15 protein-coding genes and 1 pseudogene are annotated in these 16,213 nt (G+C 70.8%); 7 read left to right on the top strand and 9 right to left on the bottom strand.

Annotated features, from left to right (window positions below):
• Window positions 1–56: 56 nt before the first annotated feature.
• Both BN1555_RS31815 and BN1555_RS31810 read left to right on the top strand, forming a co-directional pair.
• Complete coding sequence (locus BN1555_RS31815) at window positions 57–710, top strand: hypothetical protein (protein WP_218058216.1); 654 nt, start codon at window positions 57–59, stop codon at window positions 708–710.
• The gene (locus BN1555_RS31810; RefSeq protein WP_141662925.1) at window positions 689–1,144 is read left to right on the top strand and encodes a hypothetical protein; all 456 of its coding nucleotides are present in this window, start codon (window positions 689–691) and stop codon (window positions 1,142–1,144) included. Before BN1555_RS31815 ends, BN1555_RS31810 begins: the two co-directional genes overlap by 22 nt.
• On the opposite strand, the gene BN1555_RS31805 is transcribed toward BN1555_RS31810, so the two are convergent.
• Together BN1555_RS31805 and BN1555_RS31800 are read right to left on the bottom strand one after the other, a co-directional pair.
• Window positions 1,130–1,738 (bottom strand): hypothetical protein, encoded by a 609-nt coding sequence (locus BN1555_RS31805; RefSeq protein ID WP_093802614.1) that lies wholly within the window; start codon window positions 1,736–1,738, stop codon window positions 1,130–1,132. The two genes, BN1555_RS31810 and BN1555_RS31805, sit on opposite strands and share 15 nt — an antisense overlap.
• 83 nt (window positions 1,739–1,821) lie before the next feature.
• On the bottom strand, window positions 1,822–2,538 hold the full coding sequence (locus BN1555_RS31800; protein ID WP_141662924.1) for a hypothetical protein: 717 nt from the start codon (window positions 2,536–2,538) through the stop codon (window positions 1,822–1,824).
• A 539-nt stretch (window positions 2,539–3,077) separates the two neighbouring features.
• On the opposite strand from BN1555_RS31800, the pseudogene BN1555_RS31795 reads away from it, so the two are divergent.
• Window positions 3,078–4,213 (top strand): annotated as a pseudogene (locus BN1555_RS31795) (cellulose binding domain-containing protein).
• A gap of 73 nt (window positions 4,214–4,286) precedes the next feature.
• Here the strand turns inward: BN1555_RS31795 and BN1555_RS31790 are convergent.
• Both BN1555_RS31790 and BN1555_RS39250 read right to left on the bottom strand, forming a co-directional pair.
• Window positions 4,287–5,249 (bottom strand): lytic polysaccharide monooxygenase auxiliary activity family 9 protein, encoded by a 963-nt coding sequence (locus tag BN1555_RS31790; protein WP_093802611.1) that lies wholly within the window; start codon window positions 5,247–5,249, stop codon window positions 4,287–4,289.
• 262 nt (window positions 5,250–5,511) lie between these two features.
• A complete protein-coding gene (locus tag BN1555_RS39250; RefSeq protein WP_176710195.1) occupies window positions 5,512–5,661 on the bottom strand; it encodes a hypothetical protein in 150 nt (49 codons plus the stop codon).
• 275 nt (window positions 5,662–5,936) lie between these two features.
• Here BN1555_RS39250 and BN1555_RS31785 point away from each other — a divergent pair, with 275 nt between their 5' ends.
• Complete coding sequence (locus BN1555_RS31785; RefSeq protein ID WP_093803793.1) at window positions 5,937–6,827, top strand: SDR family oxidoreductase; 891 nt, start codon at window positions 5,937–5,939, stop codon at window positions 6,825–6,827.
• A gap of 36 nt (window positions 6,828–6,863) precedes the next feature.
• Here BN1555_RS31785 and BN1555_RS31780 read toward each other — a convergent pair whose 3' ends face one another.
• Window positions 6,864–7,661 carry an SDR family NAD(P)-dependent oxidoreductase gene (locus BN1555_RS31780; protein ID WP_093802610.1) on the bottom strand — a complete coding sequence of 266 codons (798 nt, stop codon included), beginning with the start codon at window positions 7,659–7,661 and terminating at the stop codon, window positions 6,864–6,866.
• 299 nt (window positions 7,662–7,960) lie between these two features.
• Here BN1555_RS31780 and BN1555_RS31775 point away from each other — a divergent pair, with 299 nt between their 5' ends.
• Genes BN1555_RS31775 through grpE form a run of 3 tightly spaced genes read left to right on the top strand, consistent with a single transcriptional unit; the run spans window position 7,961 to window position 10,962 of the window.
• Window positions 7,961–8,470: a J domain-containing protein gene (locus tag BN1555_RS31775; RefSeq protein ID WP_093802609.1), complete on the top strand. Its 510-nt coding sequence runs from the start codon at window positions 7,961–7,963 to the stop codon at window positions 8,468–8,470.
• Window positions 8,471–8,488: 18 nt separating this feature from the next.
• Window positions 8,489–10,366 carry a molecular chaperone DnaK gene (gene dnaK / locus BN1555_RS31770; protein ID WP_093802608.1) on the top strand — a complete coding sequence of 626 codons (1,878 nt, stop codon included), beginning with the start codon at window positions 8,489–8,491 and terminating at the stop codon, window positions 10,364–10,366.
• Window positions 10,363–10,962 (top strand): nucleotide exchange factor GrpE, encoded by a 600-nt coding sequence (grpE, locus tag BN1555_RS31765; protein ID WP_093802606.1) that lies wholly within the window; start codon window positions 10,363–10,365, stop codon window positions 10,960–10,962. The genes dnaK and grpE overlap by 4 nt, the downstream gene beginning before the upstream one ends.
• Window positions 10,963–11,059: 97 nt before the next feature.
• On the opposite strand, the gene BN1555_RS31760 is transcribed toward grpE, so the two are convergent.
• The 4 genes from BN1555_RS31760 to BN1555_RS31745 form a co-directional block, all read right to left on the bottom strand.
• The gene (locus BN1555_RS31760; RefSeq protein WP_093802605.1) at window positions 11,060–11,902 is read right to left on the bottom strand and encodes an MBL fold metallo-hydrolase; all 843 of its coding nucleotides are present in this window, start codon (window positions 11,900–11,902) and stop codon (window positions 11,060–11,062) included.
• Window positions 11,903–12,056: 154 nt separating this feature from the next.
• Window positions 12,057–14,438, bottom strand: coding sequence for a beta-xylosidase/alpha-l-arabinosidase (locus tag BN1555_RS31755; protein WP_093802603.1), 2,382 nt, complete (start codon window positions 14,436–14,438; stop codon window positions 12,057–12,059).
• On the bottom strand, window positions 14,435–15,253 hold the full coding sequence (locus tag BN1555_RS31750) for a carbohydrate ABC transporter permease (RefSeq protein WP_093802602.1): 819 nt from the start codon (window positions 15,251–15,253) through the stop codon (window positions 14,435–14,437). The genes BN1555_RS31755 and BN1555_RS31750 overlap by 4 nt, the downstream gene beginning before the upstream one ends.
• On the bottom strand, window positions 15,253–16,209 hold the full coding sequence (locus BN1555_RS31745; RefSeq protein ID WP_093802601.1) for a carbohydrate ABC transporter permease: 957 nt from the start codon (window positions 16,207–16,209) through the stop codon (window positions 15,253–15,255). Before BN1555_RS31745 ends, BN1555_RS31750 begins: the two co-directional genes overlap by 1 nt.
• Window positions 16,210–16,213: the final 4 nt, after the last annotated feature.

The raw sequence follows: 16,213 nt of genomic DNA, 5'->3' as shown, positions 1-16,213 counted from the left end.
GCGATGTCGGAGCCGTGGGGCACGATGTCCCGCTGAGGGGCGATCAGTTGGGGGACGTGATGACTGCTGGGCTCGACGAACACATGAACCCCACGGAGACGGGGGCACTGGCCCGGCGCCTCTTCGCCCTGGGCGAGGGCATGGAGTGGGGCGGGAGGTGGTACGGGAGTGACGTCCGGGCACTGGCCGAGGAGCTCGGGCGGACGTGGCTGGACACGGCCGAGGGGCCCCGCGCGCTGACCGGACTGCGGGCCGGGGACGCCCGCGCGGTCCCGGCCGACGGGGAGCCGAACGAGAGGCGGGGACAGGAGTACGCCGAACTCGCCGTGCCCGTGGCCCGTGCCGCCCCCGACGCGCTCGCCCAGGCGACAGCGTTCCGGCGGGTGGCCGACGCGGTCACCGGGGCACTCGACGCCGCGGCCGTCGCGGGCTCCTACGGCGGGCTGCGCCCGTTCACCGACGTGGTGGAGCAGTCCTGGGGGACGCCGTACCCGCGTCGGCAGAACGGTCCGGCCGCGCTGGAACTGCGCGCCGGCGCGTCCGGACCGGAACTGGTGCTCGGGCGCATCGGCCTTGCCACTTCATGGTGCGAATGGCCGACCTACCGAGGCCGTGGGTTTCCCGGTTTCTTCGGTGTCCGGGGCCGCCTCGCGGACGTGCCCAGGAGGACCTCCCCGAGGCCCGGGTGGTGTGGTCCTGGAAGGCGCTGAGCGATGCGCCGGCCGGTTTCCTGGGCACGCTGCCCGCCGAGTCGGCCGCGCTCGGCCTGCGCTTCTCGATGCCCTTGTGCGGGCCGGCGAAGGGCACCACCGGTGAGCCCATGCTGTTCCACGTGGAGTGTGACGGGCGGCTGCACATCGGGGGTTGCGCACCGGACGGCATGGACGCCGCCGCGCTCGGCCGGCAGCCCGCCGCCGCGCTCCCGCACACGCACGACTTCGTGCGGGACAGCGATGCCCCGCGGTGGCGCGTCGACGCAGGCGGCCCCGGAGAGGTCGACGCGTCCGCCGTCGCGGAGCTTCTCGTGAGGACGGCTCGTGCGGCGGACCTCGGTGATCCTCCTTCCCTGGTCCTCGGCGGCGAGGGCGAGTGGACGGACCCGTACGAGGTGAAGTTCTACGGGCTCGGCCTACGCAGCGGCTGAGGAAGCGGCCGGCACCCGGCCGGCCGCCTCCTGGCGTGGGCATTCGCCCCGGCGGCGCAGTGCGGCGACCGCCTCGCCTGGTCCGTCCGCGTAGGGGCTCAGCTGCGCGCGGGTCGGTGCGACGCGCCATCCGCCGCCCTCGGACACCATGCGCAGGGTGCCCGAGGCGCCTCCGCCCCGCCAGCCGACCTCGACGGTGCGCCGGTCCAGCGGGACCGCCCGTACCGTCTCCAGCGGGACGGCGAGCAGGGGGCGGCAGATCCGGTGCGTACGGACATAGGTGTCCCGTGGCACGTGGCGCTGGGCGTCGCCGCTCCACCCGTCCCAGGCCGTGGCCCAGTCACCGCCCGAAAGCAGTCCGAGGTGGGTCTGCGCGGCCGAGCGGGCGGCCTGCGTCGCCGTGGCTCCGGCCCGGACCGCCTGTCCTGCGCCGCCCGGTGAGCCGGTGCTGTCCTGGGCACGGCCGGTCAGGGCCACCGCGACCAGTGCCGCGATCACCGCGGAGAGCCGCAGCAGGCGGGCGCGGTCCGCGCGCCGGGCGGACGGCGGACGGCCGGGGTGCCGGGCGGTACGCCGGCGGATGAGTCGGTCCATGGGCGGATGCCCCTCCAAACGGCACGGACCGCGAGGGCCGGGCGCGTGCCTGCCCGGTCCTCACGGCGCCGCGGTACGGGGGATCAGTTGGCGTAGCGGACGGTGCCGTACTTCTTCACCAGGTCGGTGTTGGAGGAGACGCTCAGGTCCGCGGTGAAGCGGATGGAGTCACGTGTGGTCTCCAGGGACACCGCGCCCTGGTTCGACCCACCGAGCTTGTACACCCAGGTGTGGCCCGGGTCGATGCCCCGCTGGGGCAGCGACACGTCGTGGAAGCCCAGGCGCGCGATGTAGAAGGAGGTGCCGTCGCCCCGCTTGACTTCCAGGAAGTCCTGCTGCGGGTGCCCGAACGCCTGGGAGGCCCCGTAGTGGTGCTGGTCCGAGCCGGACGGGGCCCGGAAGATCAGGACGCCGCAGTCCAGGTGGATCGGCTTGTCGGAGCGGTTGGTGAAGACCAGCTCCCGCACGCCGTAACCGGTGGTGCTGTCGGCCTTCACGCTGACGGAGAGGGGGACGTTCGAGGTGAAGGACGTGGTCAGCGGCTCGCTCAGGATCGGGTTGGTACCGGACAAGGGGTAGCTGGGGCTGGTGTGGCAGCGTTCGAGCGGAGTGGTGTACTGCGAGGCTCCGCCGGTCGGCAGCTGCTGGGTGAAGCTGTCCGGGCCACCGGTGACCGCCGTGGTCCGACCAGCGGCGGCGGCGGCCGTCCGGGAGGTCGTCAGCTGGACGGCGATGGTGGCGAGCACGAGTGCGAGCGCGGCCAGGCCGGCCATGGTCAGGTGTAACGCGGGTCTGCGCATGGGGGTTTCCTCCTGTGCGGGCAGGACGGGTGGGGAGTTCCGGGAGCGCTCCCAAAAGGGGATGCGGAACGGGGAAGCGGGCCGCTCCTCGCCTTCACTCTGCGGAATTGACACGCCCTCGTCAATCGATGCGGAATGGCGTGAACAGGCCAAGAGAGCCTGCCTCCCGCACGCCTCCCACCAGGCACGAAGCCGGGCACTCTTCCGCACCGGACGCGCGTCCGACGCGGGGCTCCGTCGAGGAGCCGCCGGTCAGCCGCCCGGACAGGGAATCCCGGACCGCTTCGGCCGCCCCGGGGAGTTCGGCCCGATGACTCCTCGTCGGGTGAGCACCGCGGTGCTACACGCACGAGCCGCCACATGCCACCTCCGCCCTCAACATCCCCTATGCAAAAGGACGTTGGCGCAGACTTGGCGCACGGTACAAGCACCCGGCACGTCTTGCCAGCACTCCCGAAGGTCCCTACAGTCCAGCCCGGAACAGGTAGCGGGAGCGCTCCCAACTCCCCACCGCTGCCCCTCCCCACCGAAAGGTCCATATGAGACCGCTACAGCGCTGTGTCCGGTCCGTCCGTACCGTCCGTGCCGCCCTCATAACGATGCTGGTGGCCTTGGCGTCACTGGCCGCTCTCGTGACGACGGCAGGGCCCGCACATGCCGACACCCTGATATGCGATCAGTACGGTTCCACCACGATCCAGGGCCGCTACGTGGTCCAGAACAACCGCTGGGGCACCACCGCCGCCCAGTGCGTCAACGCGACCGCGACCGGGTTCGAGCTCACCCGTGCCGACGGGTCCGTCCCGACCAACGGGCACCCAAGTCGTACCCGTCCGTCTACAACGGCTGCCACTACACGAACTGCTCCCCCGGGACCAACCTGCCGATGCAGGTGAGCTCGATCAGCAGCGCGCCGAGCAGCATCTCCTACGGGTACGTCGGCAACGCGGTCTACAACGCCTCGTACGACATCTGGCTGGACCCGACACCCAAGAAGGACGGCGTCAGCAGGACCGAGATCATGATCTGGTTCAACCGGGTGGGCCCGGTCCAGCCGATCGGTTCGAAGACCGGTACGGCCACCGTGGGCGGCCGTGCCTGGGACGTGTGGACCGGCAACAACGGCTCCAACGACGTCATCTCGTTCGTGGCGCCCTCGGCGATCGCCGGCTGGAGCTTCGACGTGATGGACTTCGTCGACCAGACCGTCGCCCGCGGGATGGCCCAGCCGTCGTGGTACCTCACCAGCGTGCAGGCCGGATTCGAGCCCTGGGAGAACGGGGCCGGCCTGAAGGTCCAGTCCTTCTCCTCCACCGTGAACGGCGATGGCAGTGACCCGGGCGACCCCGGAACCCCGGGCGCCTGCCGGGTCACCTACGGCGCCAACGCGTGGCCGGGCGGCTTCACCGCCGAGGTGACCGTCACCAACACGAGTGCGACACCCGTCAACGGCTGGAAGGTGGCCTTCGGCCTCCCCGCCGGCCAGAGCGTCACCCGTGCCTGGAACGCCGCCGTCACCCCGTCCTCCGGGACGGTGACCGCGACGAACACCGCCTCCAACGCACCGATCGCGGCGGGCGGCAGCCAGTCCTTCGGCTTCCAGGGCACCTACTCGGGGACGTTCACCGAGCCGACGCAGTTCAGCCTCAACGGAACCGCGTGCACCGTGGCCTAGCCGGCCGCGGCAAAGACCCGCGCACGGAGGCCGCTCCGCCCACCGAGTGGGCGGAGCGGCCTCCTCGTACCGGCTAGTGGTGCACCATGCAGCTGATCTGCGGGGTGTGCGGCGGGGCCCCGCCCGTCGCCGTGAAGCCGTACGCGGTGGTGGCTCCGGGCGGGAGGGAACCGTTCCAGGCGGCGTTGGAGACCGTGATCGCGGTGCCGCTGCCGCCGAGCGTGCCGTTCCACACCGTGTCGACGCGCTGGCCGTCCGGCAGAGTGGCGTGGACCATCCAGGACGGGACGGGCCCGGTGCCCGTGTTCTTCACGGGCACCTCGGCCTGGTAGCCGCCGTTCCAGGAATTGACGACGCGCTGGGTGGCGCTGCACGTCCCGACAGGGGGCGGGGTGGGTGTGGGCGTCGGGCCGGGGCCGGGTGTGCCACCGGTGTCGCCGACGCCCGTCACCTCACCGTTGCCGCCGTCGAACACCACGTCCGAGCAGCCGTAGAAGGTCTCCTGGCTGTCCGAGCGCTGCCACACCGAGTAGATGACGTGCTTGCCGGTCTTGTTCGCGGGCAGGGCGCCGGTCCACTTGTCCTGGCCCTCCAGCGTGCCCACCTGGCCGGTGACCTTCGGGTGGTCGACGGTCAGGAACGGCTGGTCCTCCAGGTCGTCCCAGCGCAGCGGCCGGGAGGGGTCGTAGCCGTCCTTGGTGACGTACAGGTGGAACCAGCCCGGGTGCGCGGCCCAGGCGTTGTACGAGAAGTCGAGCCGGCCGCCCGAGGTCAGGTGGGTGAGCGGCCAGTCCCCGCGCGGCAGGTCGAAGCCGGAGTAGACGGGGTTGCCGCCGCTGCACAGCTTTCCGTCCGCGATGAACCCCTCCGTGCGGCCGCCGCCGTCGGAGCGGAGCACCGAGAACCAGTTGTAGAGCGAGTTGTCACCGCTCTGGGTCACGGCGGCGTCGCACGCGGGATTCCTGGGATCGATGTTGCCCTGCGGGGTGAGCCCGTCCTTCCAGCACAGGAAGGTGCGGCTGCCGGGCTGCATCATCGCCCCGTGCGCGACGGCCGGGCTCGATGCCAGTACGACCAGGAGCAGTGGGGAAGCGCTGCGAGCAGACTGGCCAGGGACAGCAGGCGTAATCGTCCCGCGGGGAGCGATCGGACTTTCATGGTGTTTCTCCTTCCGGCACTTCCGGTACTTCCGGCACTTCCGGGAGGGCGGTGCACAGGAGCCTGTCCGTCCGGCGGTACGGCGCCCGGCCGGGCGGACAGGGATCAGGGGGGTGGCGGCGAGGGCAGTCGCCCGCCGGTCAGGCCGGCAGGGCCTTCCGGGAGGGGACGGCACCGGCCGCGACCGCCGGCCCGGGGCCGAACATGCCTGCCACGCCGAGCGGCACGGCAGCGGTGGTGATGGCGGCCCTGGCCGCCAGTCCCCTTTGTTTCCTTCTCCGGTGCGTCACGCGCGGTCTCCCTGCCAACAGAGTGCGGGGCGGCGGACGGGAAGGCTTCCACGTCATTCGGAAAGGGATGGGAGCGCTCCCAGTCACGGTGCGGCATCAATGAAGCAGCGGGCAGCACTCATGTCGATGGACATGGCAAGCCTGTCGGCCCGGCACCGCACCCGGCCGGTGCCGGGCCGCTCGTCCCCGCCCTTCGGCTCCTTGCCCCAGGGTTCGAAAACCCGGCTTCGGGGAACGCGAGGATGGTCAAAACCAACCCCCACCGGGAGAACGCCATGAGTGAAGAGAGCCGCGAGGTCGAGAACCCCGTCACGAAGCATCCGCAGCCCAAGCTCCCGGACCAGGAGCAGGCACACCCCGGCTGGACGGGCCCGATGGACCCCCCGCCCGACCACGGCGAGGACTCCTACCGGGGAAACGGGCTCCTGGAGGGCCTGGCGGCGGTGGTGACCGGCGGGGACTCGGGGATCGGCCGGGCGGTGTGTCTGGCCTTCGCCCGTGAGGGCGCCGACGTCCTGTTCACGTATCTCCCCGAGGAGGAGCAGGAGGCCGCGAGCACCTCACGGCTCGTCGAGAAGGCGGGCCGCAGGGCCGTTGCGGTGAGCTGTGACATCCGGGACGAGGAGCAGTGCCGTGCGCTCGTCGAGCGGGCGGTCGCGGAATTCGGCCGGATCAACATCCTGGTGAACAACGCCGCCTACCAGATGTCCCAGCCGGACGGGATCGGATCCATCACCACCGAACAGTTCGACCGGGTCATGAAGACCAACCTCTACGGCATGTTCTGGCTGTCGAAGATGGCCCTCCCCCACATCCCCGAGGGCGGATCCGTCATCAACTCCGCCTCCGTCCAGGCGTACAAGCCCAGTCCCCATCTGCTCGACTACGCCATGACGAAGTCGGCCATCGTCGCCTTCACCCAGGGACTGGCGCAGATGGTGGCGTCCGACGGCATCCGCGTCAACGCCGTCGCCCCCGGCCCGGTCTGGACACCGCTGATTCCGGCGACCATGCCGGACACCACGGAGTTCGGGAAGCAGTCACCGCTGGGCCGCCCGGCGCAACCGGCCGAGATGGCCCCGGCCTACGTGTTCCTCGCTTCCCCGCAGGCGAGCTACATCACGGCCGAGATCGTCAACGCCACCGGTGGAACGCCCCTGCCGTAGACCGCGCCCGCGAGCCGCACCCGGGAGCCGCGGCGCTCACTTCCCTTCGCCGGATCCGGGTTCCGCCGCCTTCCGGTGTGCGGCCGCCTTGACGCTGTCGGGGACGACCCTGCTCACGACGGCTTGCGCCTTGGTCTTCACCGAGCCCGCCACGGCCTTCTTCCTGCCGGCCATCAGCGCCTCGAATCCCTGCCTCGCCACCTGCTCGGGGTCGTCCTTCCGCTGCCTGCCGATCCGGGTGTCCTCCATGCCGGCGCGGTGGAAGAAGTGCGTCTCCGTCGGTCCGGGCATGACCGATGTGACCGTCACCCCGGTGTCTTCGAGTTCGTTCCGCAACGCCTGTGCGAACGACTGGACGAAGGACTTGGAGGCGTTGTACACGGCCTGGAACGAGCCGGGCACCGTCGCGGCGACGGACGACATGAACAGGAGCTTCCCCTCGCCGCGAGCGACCATGTCCGGCAGCAGCCCCTTCGCCAGCCGCACGGTGGAGGTGATGTTCAGGTCGATGACGCGCAGCTCGTCGGCGAGGTCCGTGTCGAGGAAGGCCCCGCCCTGCCCGACGCCGGCGTTGAGCGCGGCGGCGGCGACGGGACGCCCGGTCGCCGCGACGGCGCCCAGCAGCCGTTCGACCCCGTCCGGTGCGGTCAGATCGGTCCGCACGACGTGCACGTCGGCTCCGTGGGCCCGCACTTCGTCCGCGGCGATGCCGAGTCCGAGGTCTTCGGCGGCCAGTACGAGGTCGAATCCGTTTTCGGCGAATTGCTTGGCCAGCTCGAAACCGATCCCGCTGGAGGCACCGGTGACGAGGGCCAGAGGCCTGGTCCCGTTCATGCGCGGGCGGGTACCCCCGCAAGAGGCGCCGTATCGGTGTATCGCCGTATCGATATGCCTTCTTTCGCCTTGCGCGGACCGGTACGGTGTGCGTCGCGCAGGCTCTGCCCGGTGTCGCGCAGGCCCTGTCCGGCGCTGCCCGGGAACTGGGCCGGCGCGCACGGCACCACGGACGGGCCGGAGCGGCACGCCGTTGCCGAAACGGGAACTCCTTGACATTTCCGTCGGCGCGTTCTATTCAGTTTCCTGAAGAGGTTTCCTCCATATCCGCAGGTCAGAGCGGTCGGGAGGTGAGCGCAGTGGCAGGGCGGAAGACATCTGGCGGTCAGCGCGACCCCTACGCGGTGCTCGGCGTGGAGCCGACCGCTTCGGCCGGGCAGATCACTTCTGCCTACCGCAGGCTCGTACGCGCGCTGCACCCCGACGCCGACCCCGGCACCGCCCCCGGCCCCGGCGAGCCGGCGGTGGACGGCCGGTTCGCCGACGTCGTGGCCGCCTACGGCACGCTGCGCGATCCCGCCCTCCGCGCGGCGTACGACTCCCGGCTCGGGGCGGGGGGTCCGAAGGGCCCTCCGAAGGATCCGCCGCGCTGCCGTGTCCCGGTCAGGATCAGGGCCGGAGGCGCGCCGGCACCGAGCGTGGCGGATGTGGTGGTGCTGGAGGCGACGGTGCACCCGCCTCCACCGGGGCGCGACGCGCTGATACGGGCGGGGCCCACCCGAGTGGCCGCGCCGTACGACGGACCCGGCACACCGCGTCCGTACCCGCCCACGGGCTGGGACCTGCTGTGGAAGTGGGACGCAGGGTGAGGTGAGGAGGAGAAGGCAATGGCACGTGCAGTGGGTATCGACCTGGGTACGACGAACTCGGTGGTCTGCGTGCTGGAGGGCGGCGAGCCCACGGTCATCACCAACACCGAGGGCGCCCGGACGACCCCCTCGGTGGTCGGTTTCGCGAAGAACGGCGATGTGCTGGTGGGCGAGATCGCCAAGCGGCAGGCCGTGACCAACATCGAGCGCACCGCGCGGTCGGTCAAGCGCCACATGGGCGAGGCGCAGTGGCGGTTCCCCGACACCGGGGACATCGACGGCAAGCGCTACACCGCGCAGGAGATCTCCGCGCGCGTTCTGCAGAAGCTCAAGCGCGACGCCGAGGCGTACCTGGGCGAGGAGGTGACGGACGCCGTCATCACCGTCCCGGCGTACTTCAACGACTCCCAGCGCACCGCGACGAAGGAGGCCGGCGAGATCGCGGGCCTGAAGGTGCTGCGGATCATCAACGAGCCGACGGCGGCGGCGCTCGCGTACGGCCTGGACAAGGAGAACGACCAGACGATCCTCGTCTTCGACCTCGGCGGCGGCACCTTCGACGTCTCGCTGCTGGAGATCGGCGAGGGCGTCGTCGAGGTGAAGGCCACCAACGGCGACACGCACCTGGGCGGTGACGACTGGGACCAGCGGATCGTGGAACACCTGGCCACGCAGTTCAAGAACGCGTACGGCGTGGACCTCTCCAAGGACAAGATGGCCACGCAGCGGCTGCGCGAGGCCGCCGAACGGGCCAAGATCGAACTGTCGGCCGCGACCGAGACCAACATCAACCTGCCGTACATCACGGCGTCGGCCGAGGGGCCGCTGCACCTGGACGAGAAGCTCACGCGCTCGCAGTTCCAGCAGCTGACCGCCGACCTGCTGGAGCGCTGCAAGGCCCCGTTCCACAACGCGGTCAAGGACGCGAGGATCAAGGTCTCCGACATCGACCATGTGATCATGGTCGGTGGCTCGACCCGTATGCCCGCCGTGACCGAGCTGGTCAAGGAGCTCACCGGCAAGGACCCGCACAAGGGTGTGAACCCGGACGAGGTCGTCGCCATCGGCGCCTCGCTCCAGGCCGGTGTCCTCAAGGGTGAGGTCAAGGACGTCCTCCTGCTCGACGTCACGCCCCTGTCCCTCGGTATCGAGACCAAGGGCGGCATCATGACCAAGCTCATCGAGCGCAACACCACGATCCCCACCAAGCGGTCCGAGACCTTCACGACGGCCGAGGACAACCAGCCGTCGGTGCAGATCCAGGTCTTCCAGGGCGAGCGCGAGATCGCGGCGTACAACAAGAAGCTCGGCATGTTCGAGCTGACCGGTCTGCCGCCGGCCCCGCGCGGCGTCCCGCAGATCGAGGTCGCCTTCGACATCGACGCCAACGGCATCATGCACGTGACCGCGAAGGACCTCGGTACCGGCAAGGAGCAGCGGATGACCGTGACCGGCGGTTCCGCGCTGCCGAAGGACGACATCGACCGGATGGTCCGCGAGGCCGAACAGCACGCGGAGGAGGACCACAGGCGCCGCGAGGCCGCCGAGACGCGCAACCAGGCCGAGCAGCTCGTCCACCAGACGGAGAAGTTCCTCAAGGACAACGAGGACAAGGTCCCGGGTGACGTGAAGACCGAGGTCGAGACCGCCGTCACCGAGCTGAAGGACAAGCTCAAGGGCGAGTCCGCCGAGGGCGACAACACCGCCGAGATCCGCACGGCGACGGAGAAGGTCGCGGCCGTCTCCCAGAAGCTGGGCCAGGCCATGTACGCCAACGCCGAGGGCGCTCAGGCCGCGGGCGGCGACGCTCCCGGCGCCGAGCAGGCCAAGGCGGACGACGACGTCGTCGACGCCGAGATCGTCGACGAGGACAGGCAGCAGGGAGGCGCGGGATGAGCCGTCGGACCGACATCCGGGGCCGCCCCGGTGCGCCGCTGGAGATCGTCCGGGAGGTCCGGGACAGCGGCCCCCCGGCCGCGCTTTCGCCCCGCGCCGCCCGCCGTGAGGAGCGGACCGGCCGGGCCGGAGACGGGAGCGGGGCTCCGCGGCCGTCCCGGGAAGAGGAGCTCCGCGCGGAACTGCGTGAACTCACGGCCGACCTGCAACGGCTGAAGGCCGAGTACGACAACTACCGCAAGCGGGTACGCCGTGATCGCCTGGCGGTCCGCGAGATCGCCGTGGCCAATGTGCTCGGCCGGCTCCTGCCCGTGCTCGACGCCCTCGCCGGGGCCGCCGAGCAGGGCGAGGTGACCGGCGGCTTCGAACGTGTCTCCCAGGCGTTGCAGACCGAGCTGGCGGCGCTGGGCCTGCAGCGCTTCGGCACGGTGGGCGACCCCTTCGACCCGCTCGTGCACGAGGCCGTCCTGTGCAGCCGTACCGCCAAGGCCGAACGCTCCACCTGCGCCGCGATCCTGCGCCCGGGGTACCGGGTCGGCGACCATCTCCTGCGCCCCGCCCAGGTGGCGGTCGCCGAGCCGCCGGCCGGTCCGTGAGGCTCCGCCGCTGGAGTGAGCGGGACGGGCACCTTCCGGCGAGCTTCCGTACGCGTTGCCGGAGGCTGCGGGGGGGGTGCGCCCGGGGCTTGTGCGGTCAGGACAGAACCGTGGGAGGGGCCCCGTCCGGGGTGATGACCGCCTGCTGGCCGTGGTGGCAGTGGACGATCCGGTCCGCCAGCCCGCGTGCTTCGGCTTCGGCGAGGAAGTGGGCCGGCGGCGACTTCATCACCGTGTAGTCGCCGTAGTGCACCGGCATGATCAGGCGCGGGCGCAGACGCCGGGCCAGCTCCGCGCCCTGCGCACCGTCCATCGTCACCACCAGGCCGCCGGGCAGCTGCGTGCCGCCGAGGTGCAGCACCGCCAGGTCCATGTCGGGGTAGCGGCGGCCGATCTCGTCCAGGCCGTCGAACAGCAGGGTGTCGCCCGACACGTACAGCCTGAGCCGCACCGGTCCCCGGGCGGGCCCGAACTCCAGCATGCTGCCCATCACCGGCGGCAGCAGGCGGCGCAGCAGCGGATGGCCGGCATGGCGGCCCGGCAGAGCGGTCACCCGCACCCGGGTGTCTCCGCGGGTGAGGGTGTGGTCCTGCCACTCGCGCAGTCCGACGGCGTGGTGGAATCCGTGGAGGCCCTTCAGCCGCCGGCAGGCGTGCGGTGTGCTGACGACGGGCAGTGACCGGTCCAGATGGCGCCGGGCGACTCTGTCCCAGTGGTCGCCGTGAAGGTGGGACAGGATTACACCGTCGAGGCGAGGGAGCCGGCGCACGTCGATGTCCGGTTCGGTGAGGCGGCGGCTGGCCAGGCCGTATCCGAGGTAGGCGTACTGGCCGCGGTGCAGGAAGTTCGGGTCCGTGATGAGCGTCAGCCCGCCGTAGCGCAGCAGGACAGTGGCGTTGCCGACGAAGTGGATGTGGAGGGCGTTGTCGGGGTGTGTCATGACCGCTCTCTCCCTTCGGATCGCCCGGTTCACCGCTGACCGGTACCCACCTACGGGGAGCCGACTCGGAGCCCACGGCTCGCGGCGCACTCGTCGAGACGTGGGAAGGCGGAGCGGCTCCGCCCCGGGGCTGAGCCGCTCCGCCACCGTTTCCTCAGGCGTCGGGCCCGTCAGTCCGGCGGAAGCGTGCGTGGAGTTGCCGTGTGTGGTCCACGGGCCGGGGGGCGCCGGTGAGCAGGACCGTTGTGGTGAGGCGGGGGTCGGCACTGGACGCGGCGAGGCGCAGTTCCAGCCGTCCCGGCTCGACGACGCGCCGTCCGTCGCGGCCGGTGAACGAGGCGACGTCGGCCGGGACCGTCACCGTCAGCCGGCACGACTCGTCCGGCCGCAACTCCACCCGTGTGTAGCCGATGAGGCGCTGCACCGGTTGCACGACCGAGGCCACGGGATCGTGCAGGTACAGCTGCACGACTTCGGTGCCTTCCCGGTCACCGGTGTTGCGCACCGAGAAGGCGAGAACGAAGGCGCCGTCCGTACCGCTCTCCTTGTTCTCGACGATGAGGCCGCTCCAGGAGAAGGACGTGTACGACAGGCCGTGTCCGAAGGCGAAGGCAGCGGTCGGGTCGATGCTCGACACCTCGGTGGCCTGGCCCAGCCGGGGTGCCAGGTAGGTGGAGGGCTGCGCGCCGGGGCCGCGCGGCACGCTGACGGGCAGCCGGCCGGACGGGTTCGTCCGCCCGCTGAGCACCCGCGCCATGGCCGTGGTGCCCTCCACGCCGGGGAAGAAGGACTGCACGATCGCGGCCGCTTCGTCCACGGCGCGGCCGAGTGCGTACGGCCGTCCGGCGAACAGGGTGGTCACGACCGGTGTGCCGGTGTCGAGCAGCGCGTCGAGCAGCGCCTGCTGCACGCCGGGCAGCGCGAGGGAGGCGGCGTCGCACCCTTCGCCGCTGGTGCCGCGGCCGAAGAGTCCGGCCCGGTCCCCCAGTGCCGCGACGACGACGTCGGCGTCCTGTGCGAGTCGGACGGCCTCGGCGAAGCCGGACGTGTCGTCGCCGTCGACCTCCGCGCCGCGCGCGGTGACGATCTCCGTGCCGGGGAACTCCAGCCGCAGGGCCTCGCGCAAGGTCGGCAGGCTGATCCCGGCCGGGATCTCCGGGTGGAGGACGCCGACGTGGGCCGGGAAGGAGTAGCAGCCGAGGACGGCCGTCGGTTCGTCGGCGTTGGGGCCCACGAGCGCGATCCTGCGCGGTTGCGCGAGGGGCAGCGTGCCGTCGTTGCTGAGCAGCACCATCGCCTGCTCGGCGACCTCCCGTGCCAGTTCCCTGTTCGCGTACGAGTCCAGGTCGACCGTGCCGCGCAGCGCCGCCGTGTCGTCGAGGTCGGCCCCGGCCAGCGCCGGGGGCACGGGGCTCCACCCGGCGTCGAGCAGCCCGAGCTGCGCCTTCTGGGCGAGCACCCGGTACAGGGCCCGGTCGACGAGGACTTCGGGGATCCGGCCGGCGGAGACGGCCTCCAGCAGTGGTTCGCCGAACGTCTTCACGGTGGGCAGTTCGACGTCGACGCCGGCGTGCAGTGCGGCGCCCGCGGCCTCGGCCCAGTCGTCCGTGACCCCGTGCAGCGTGGTGAGGAAGGCGATGCCGAAGTAGTCGGCGACGACCGTGCCCGTGAAGCCCCAGGTGTCGCGCAGCAGTCCGGTCAGCAGGTCTTCGTCGGCCGTGGAGGGGACACCGTCGGCATCGGTGTAGGCGGCCATGACCGACCGGGCCCCGCTCTCGCGCACCGCCATCTCGAACGGCGCGAGCATGACGTCGGCGCGCTCACGGGTCCCCATGGAGACGGGGGCGAGATTGCGTCCGGCGCGGGAGGCGGAGTAGCCCACGAAGTGCTTGAGGGTCGCGACGATGCCGGCGGATTCGAGGCCCTGGATGTACGCGGTGGCGACGGTGCCGACGAGGTAGGGGTCCTCGCCGATGGTCTCTTCGACGCGGCCCCAGCGGGCGTCCCGCACCACGTCCAGGACGGGGGCGAGACCCTGGTGCACGCCGACGGACCGCATGTCCGCACCGATGGCCGCGGCCATGCGGCGTATCAGGGCGGGGTTGAAGGTGGCTCCCCAGGACAGCGGTACGGGGTACGCGGTGGCTTTCCAGGTGGCGAAGCCGGCGAGGCACTCCTCGTGGGCCAGGGCCGGGAGGGAGAAGCGGTTCGCGGAGACGATGCGCGCCTGCGTACGCAGGAGGGAGAGCGCGCCGAGAGCGGGGTCGACGGGTGCGGTGCCGAACGGGCGCGTCAGCTGCCCGAGTCCGTTCGGCAGGAGGGCGTCGAGGTCGGCCGATTCCTCCATGTCGTGCTGGTAGGGAGCCACTTCGCCGCCTTCGTCCGACGCGCCGACCCAGACGCCGAAGAGCTGGGCGATCTTCTCTTCGACGGTCATGGCGGCGATCAGGGCGGTCACCCGTGTGCCGGTGTCGTGGGAGGGGTCGTTCCAGATGGGAATGACGGGGGTTGTCTCAACTGCCACGTTGGCGGTCACTTTCCTCCGACGCCCATGAGGCCCTGGACCAGGGCGCGACGGGCGAACAAGTAGACGAGCAGGACGGGGACCGTGGACAGCACCACGGCGGCCAGCAGCCCGGGGATGTTGATGCCGTACTCGGTTTGGAAGTCGTAGAGACCCAGCGTGATCAGCTTGGTGGATTCGGACTGGGTCAGGACGAGGGGGAACAGGAAGCCGTTCCACGCCTGGAGCGCGGAGAACACCACGATCGTCGACAGCCCTCCCTTGGAGAGCGGGAGCACGAGCCGGAAGAAGATCTGCCGCGGCGGGGCACCGTCGATGGCCATGGCCTCGTAGAGCTCGGGGGAGATGTCGCGCATGGCTCCGCTGAGGATCAGTGCGGAGATCGGCAGGCAGAAGGCGGCGGTGGGCAGGATGACGCCGATGAGGTTGTCGTACAGGCCCGCCTTGCTGATGAGGTAGAACATCGGGACGATCACGGCCTGTGCCGGAATGGCCAGGCCCAGCAGGAAGAGCCGGAAGACTCCCGAGGTGATCCTGGAACGGCTGCGTACGATGGCGAACGCCAGCGGCGGCACCAGCAGCAGCACCAGCGCGATCACGCTCGCGGTGACGATGAACGTGTTGACCAGGTACTGCCCGAACCCGCCGGAGAAGGCCCCGGTGTAGTTGTCGAAGGTGAAGCTCTCGGGAAGGGCCAGCGGGCCGTTCCGGGCGTATTCGGTCCTGGTCTGCACGGTCGCGGCGAGCATCACGTACAGCGGCAGGCCGACGAGGAGGAGCCAGACGAGTGAGCCCGCGCCGGCCAGGTAATGGGGGCGTCGCTTCATCACAGACCTTCCATGGCGCTGCGCATCTTGTCGTAGCCGGACACGCGCACCACGATCAGCGAGATGACCGTCGCGGCGACGACCAGGACGAGGGCGACGGCCGCGCCGGCTCCGAAGTCGAAGCTCTTGAAGGCTTTTTGGTACATGTAGTACGCGCTGATCGTGGTGTCGGTCCCCGGCCCTCCCTGGGTCAGGATGAGGACCGTTTCGAAGGTGGTGAGTCCGCCGACGACCATCAGGATCGTCGAGGTGATGACGGTGTTGCGCAGCTGCGGCAGGGTGATGTGGAAGAACTGGCGGTACCGTCCGGCGCCGTCGATCTCCGCGGCCTGGTAGAGCACCTTGGGAATGGCCCGCGCGGCTCCCTGGTAGAGCAGCGTGTGGAACGGCGTGAACTGCCAGGTGCTCACGAAGGCCAGCACGCCGATGGCGGTGGCCTGGCCGCCGAACAGGTTTCCGTCGCCGAACAGCCACGTGGCCTCGGACGGCACACCGAAGTTCGGGTCGAGCAGGGCCCGCCACAGCACGGACACCGCGGTGGAGGACAGCAGGAGCGGGATGAAGTAAATGGCCGACAGCACCGCGCGGTTGCGCTGCTGCCCCGCCGCCCAGACGCCGAGCAGGAGGCTCAGCGGCGTCTGGACCGCCACACCGAGACCGGTGATCAGGAGGCTCAGCCAGATGCTTTTGATCATGACTGGGTCGTCGAGAATCCCGGTCCAGTTGTCCAGACCCACGAACTCGGGCGATCCGAGGCCGCTCCAGCTCGTGAAGGACAGGACGGCGACCATGAGCAGCGGGGCGATCGCGAAGAGCGTGAAGAACACCGTGGCGGGGATCGCCCAGGCGAATCCCGGGCGGCCCACCTGAGCGGTGGCGGCGCGCGTGCTCCGCGACCGGAACCGGCTCCCGCCGGCCGCGGTGGAGGGGCGGAGGCCTGTCGTCTGTGTGGTCATGGCC

The sequence above is a fragment of the Streptomyces sp. Wb2n-11 genome, assembly GCF_001049855.1.
In the GTDB taxonomy this organism is placed as follows: domain Bacteria; phylum Actinomycetota; class Actinomycetes; order Streptomycetales; family Streptomycetaceae; genus Streptomyces; species Streptomyces altiplanensis.
This window is presented reverse-complemented; position numbering and strand designations above follow the sequence as displayed.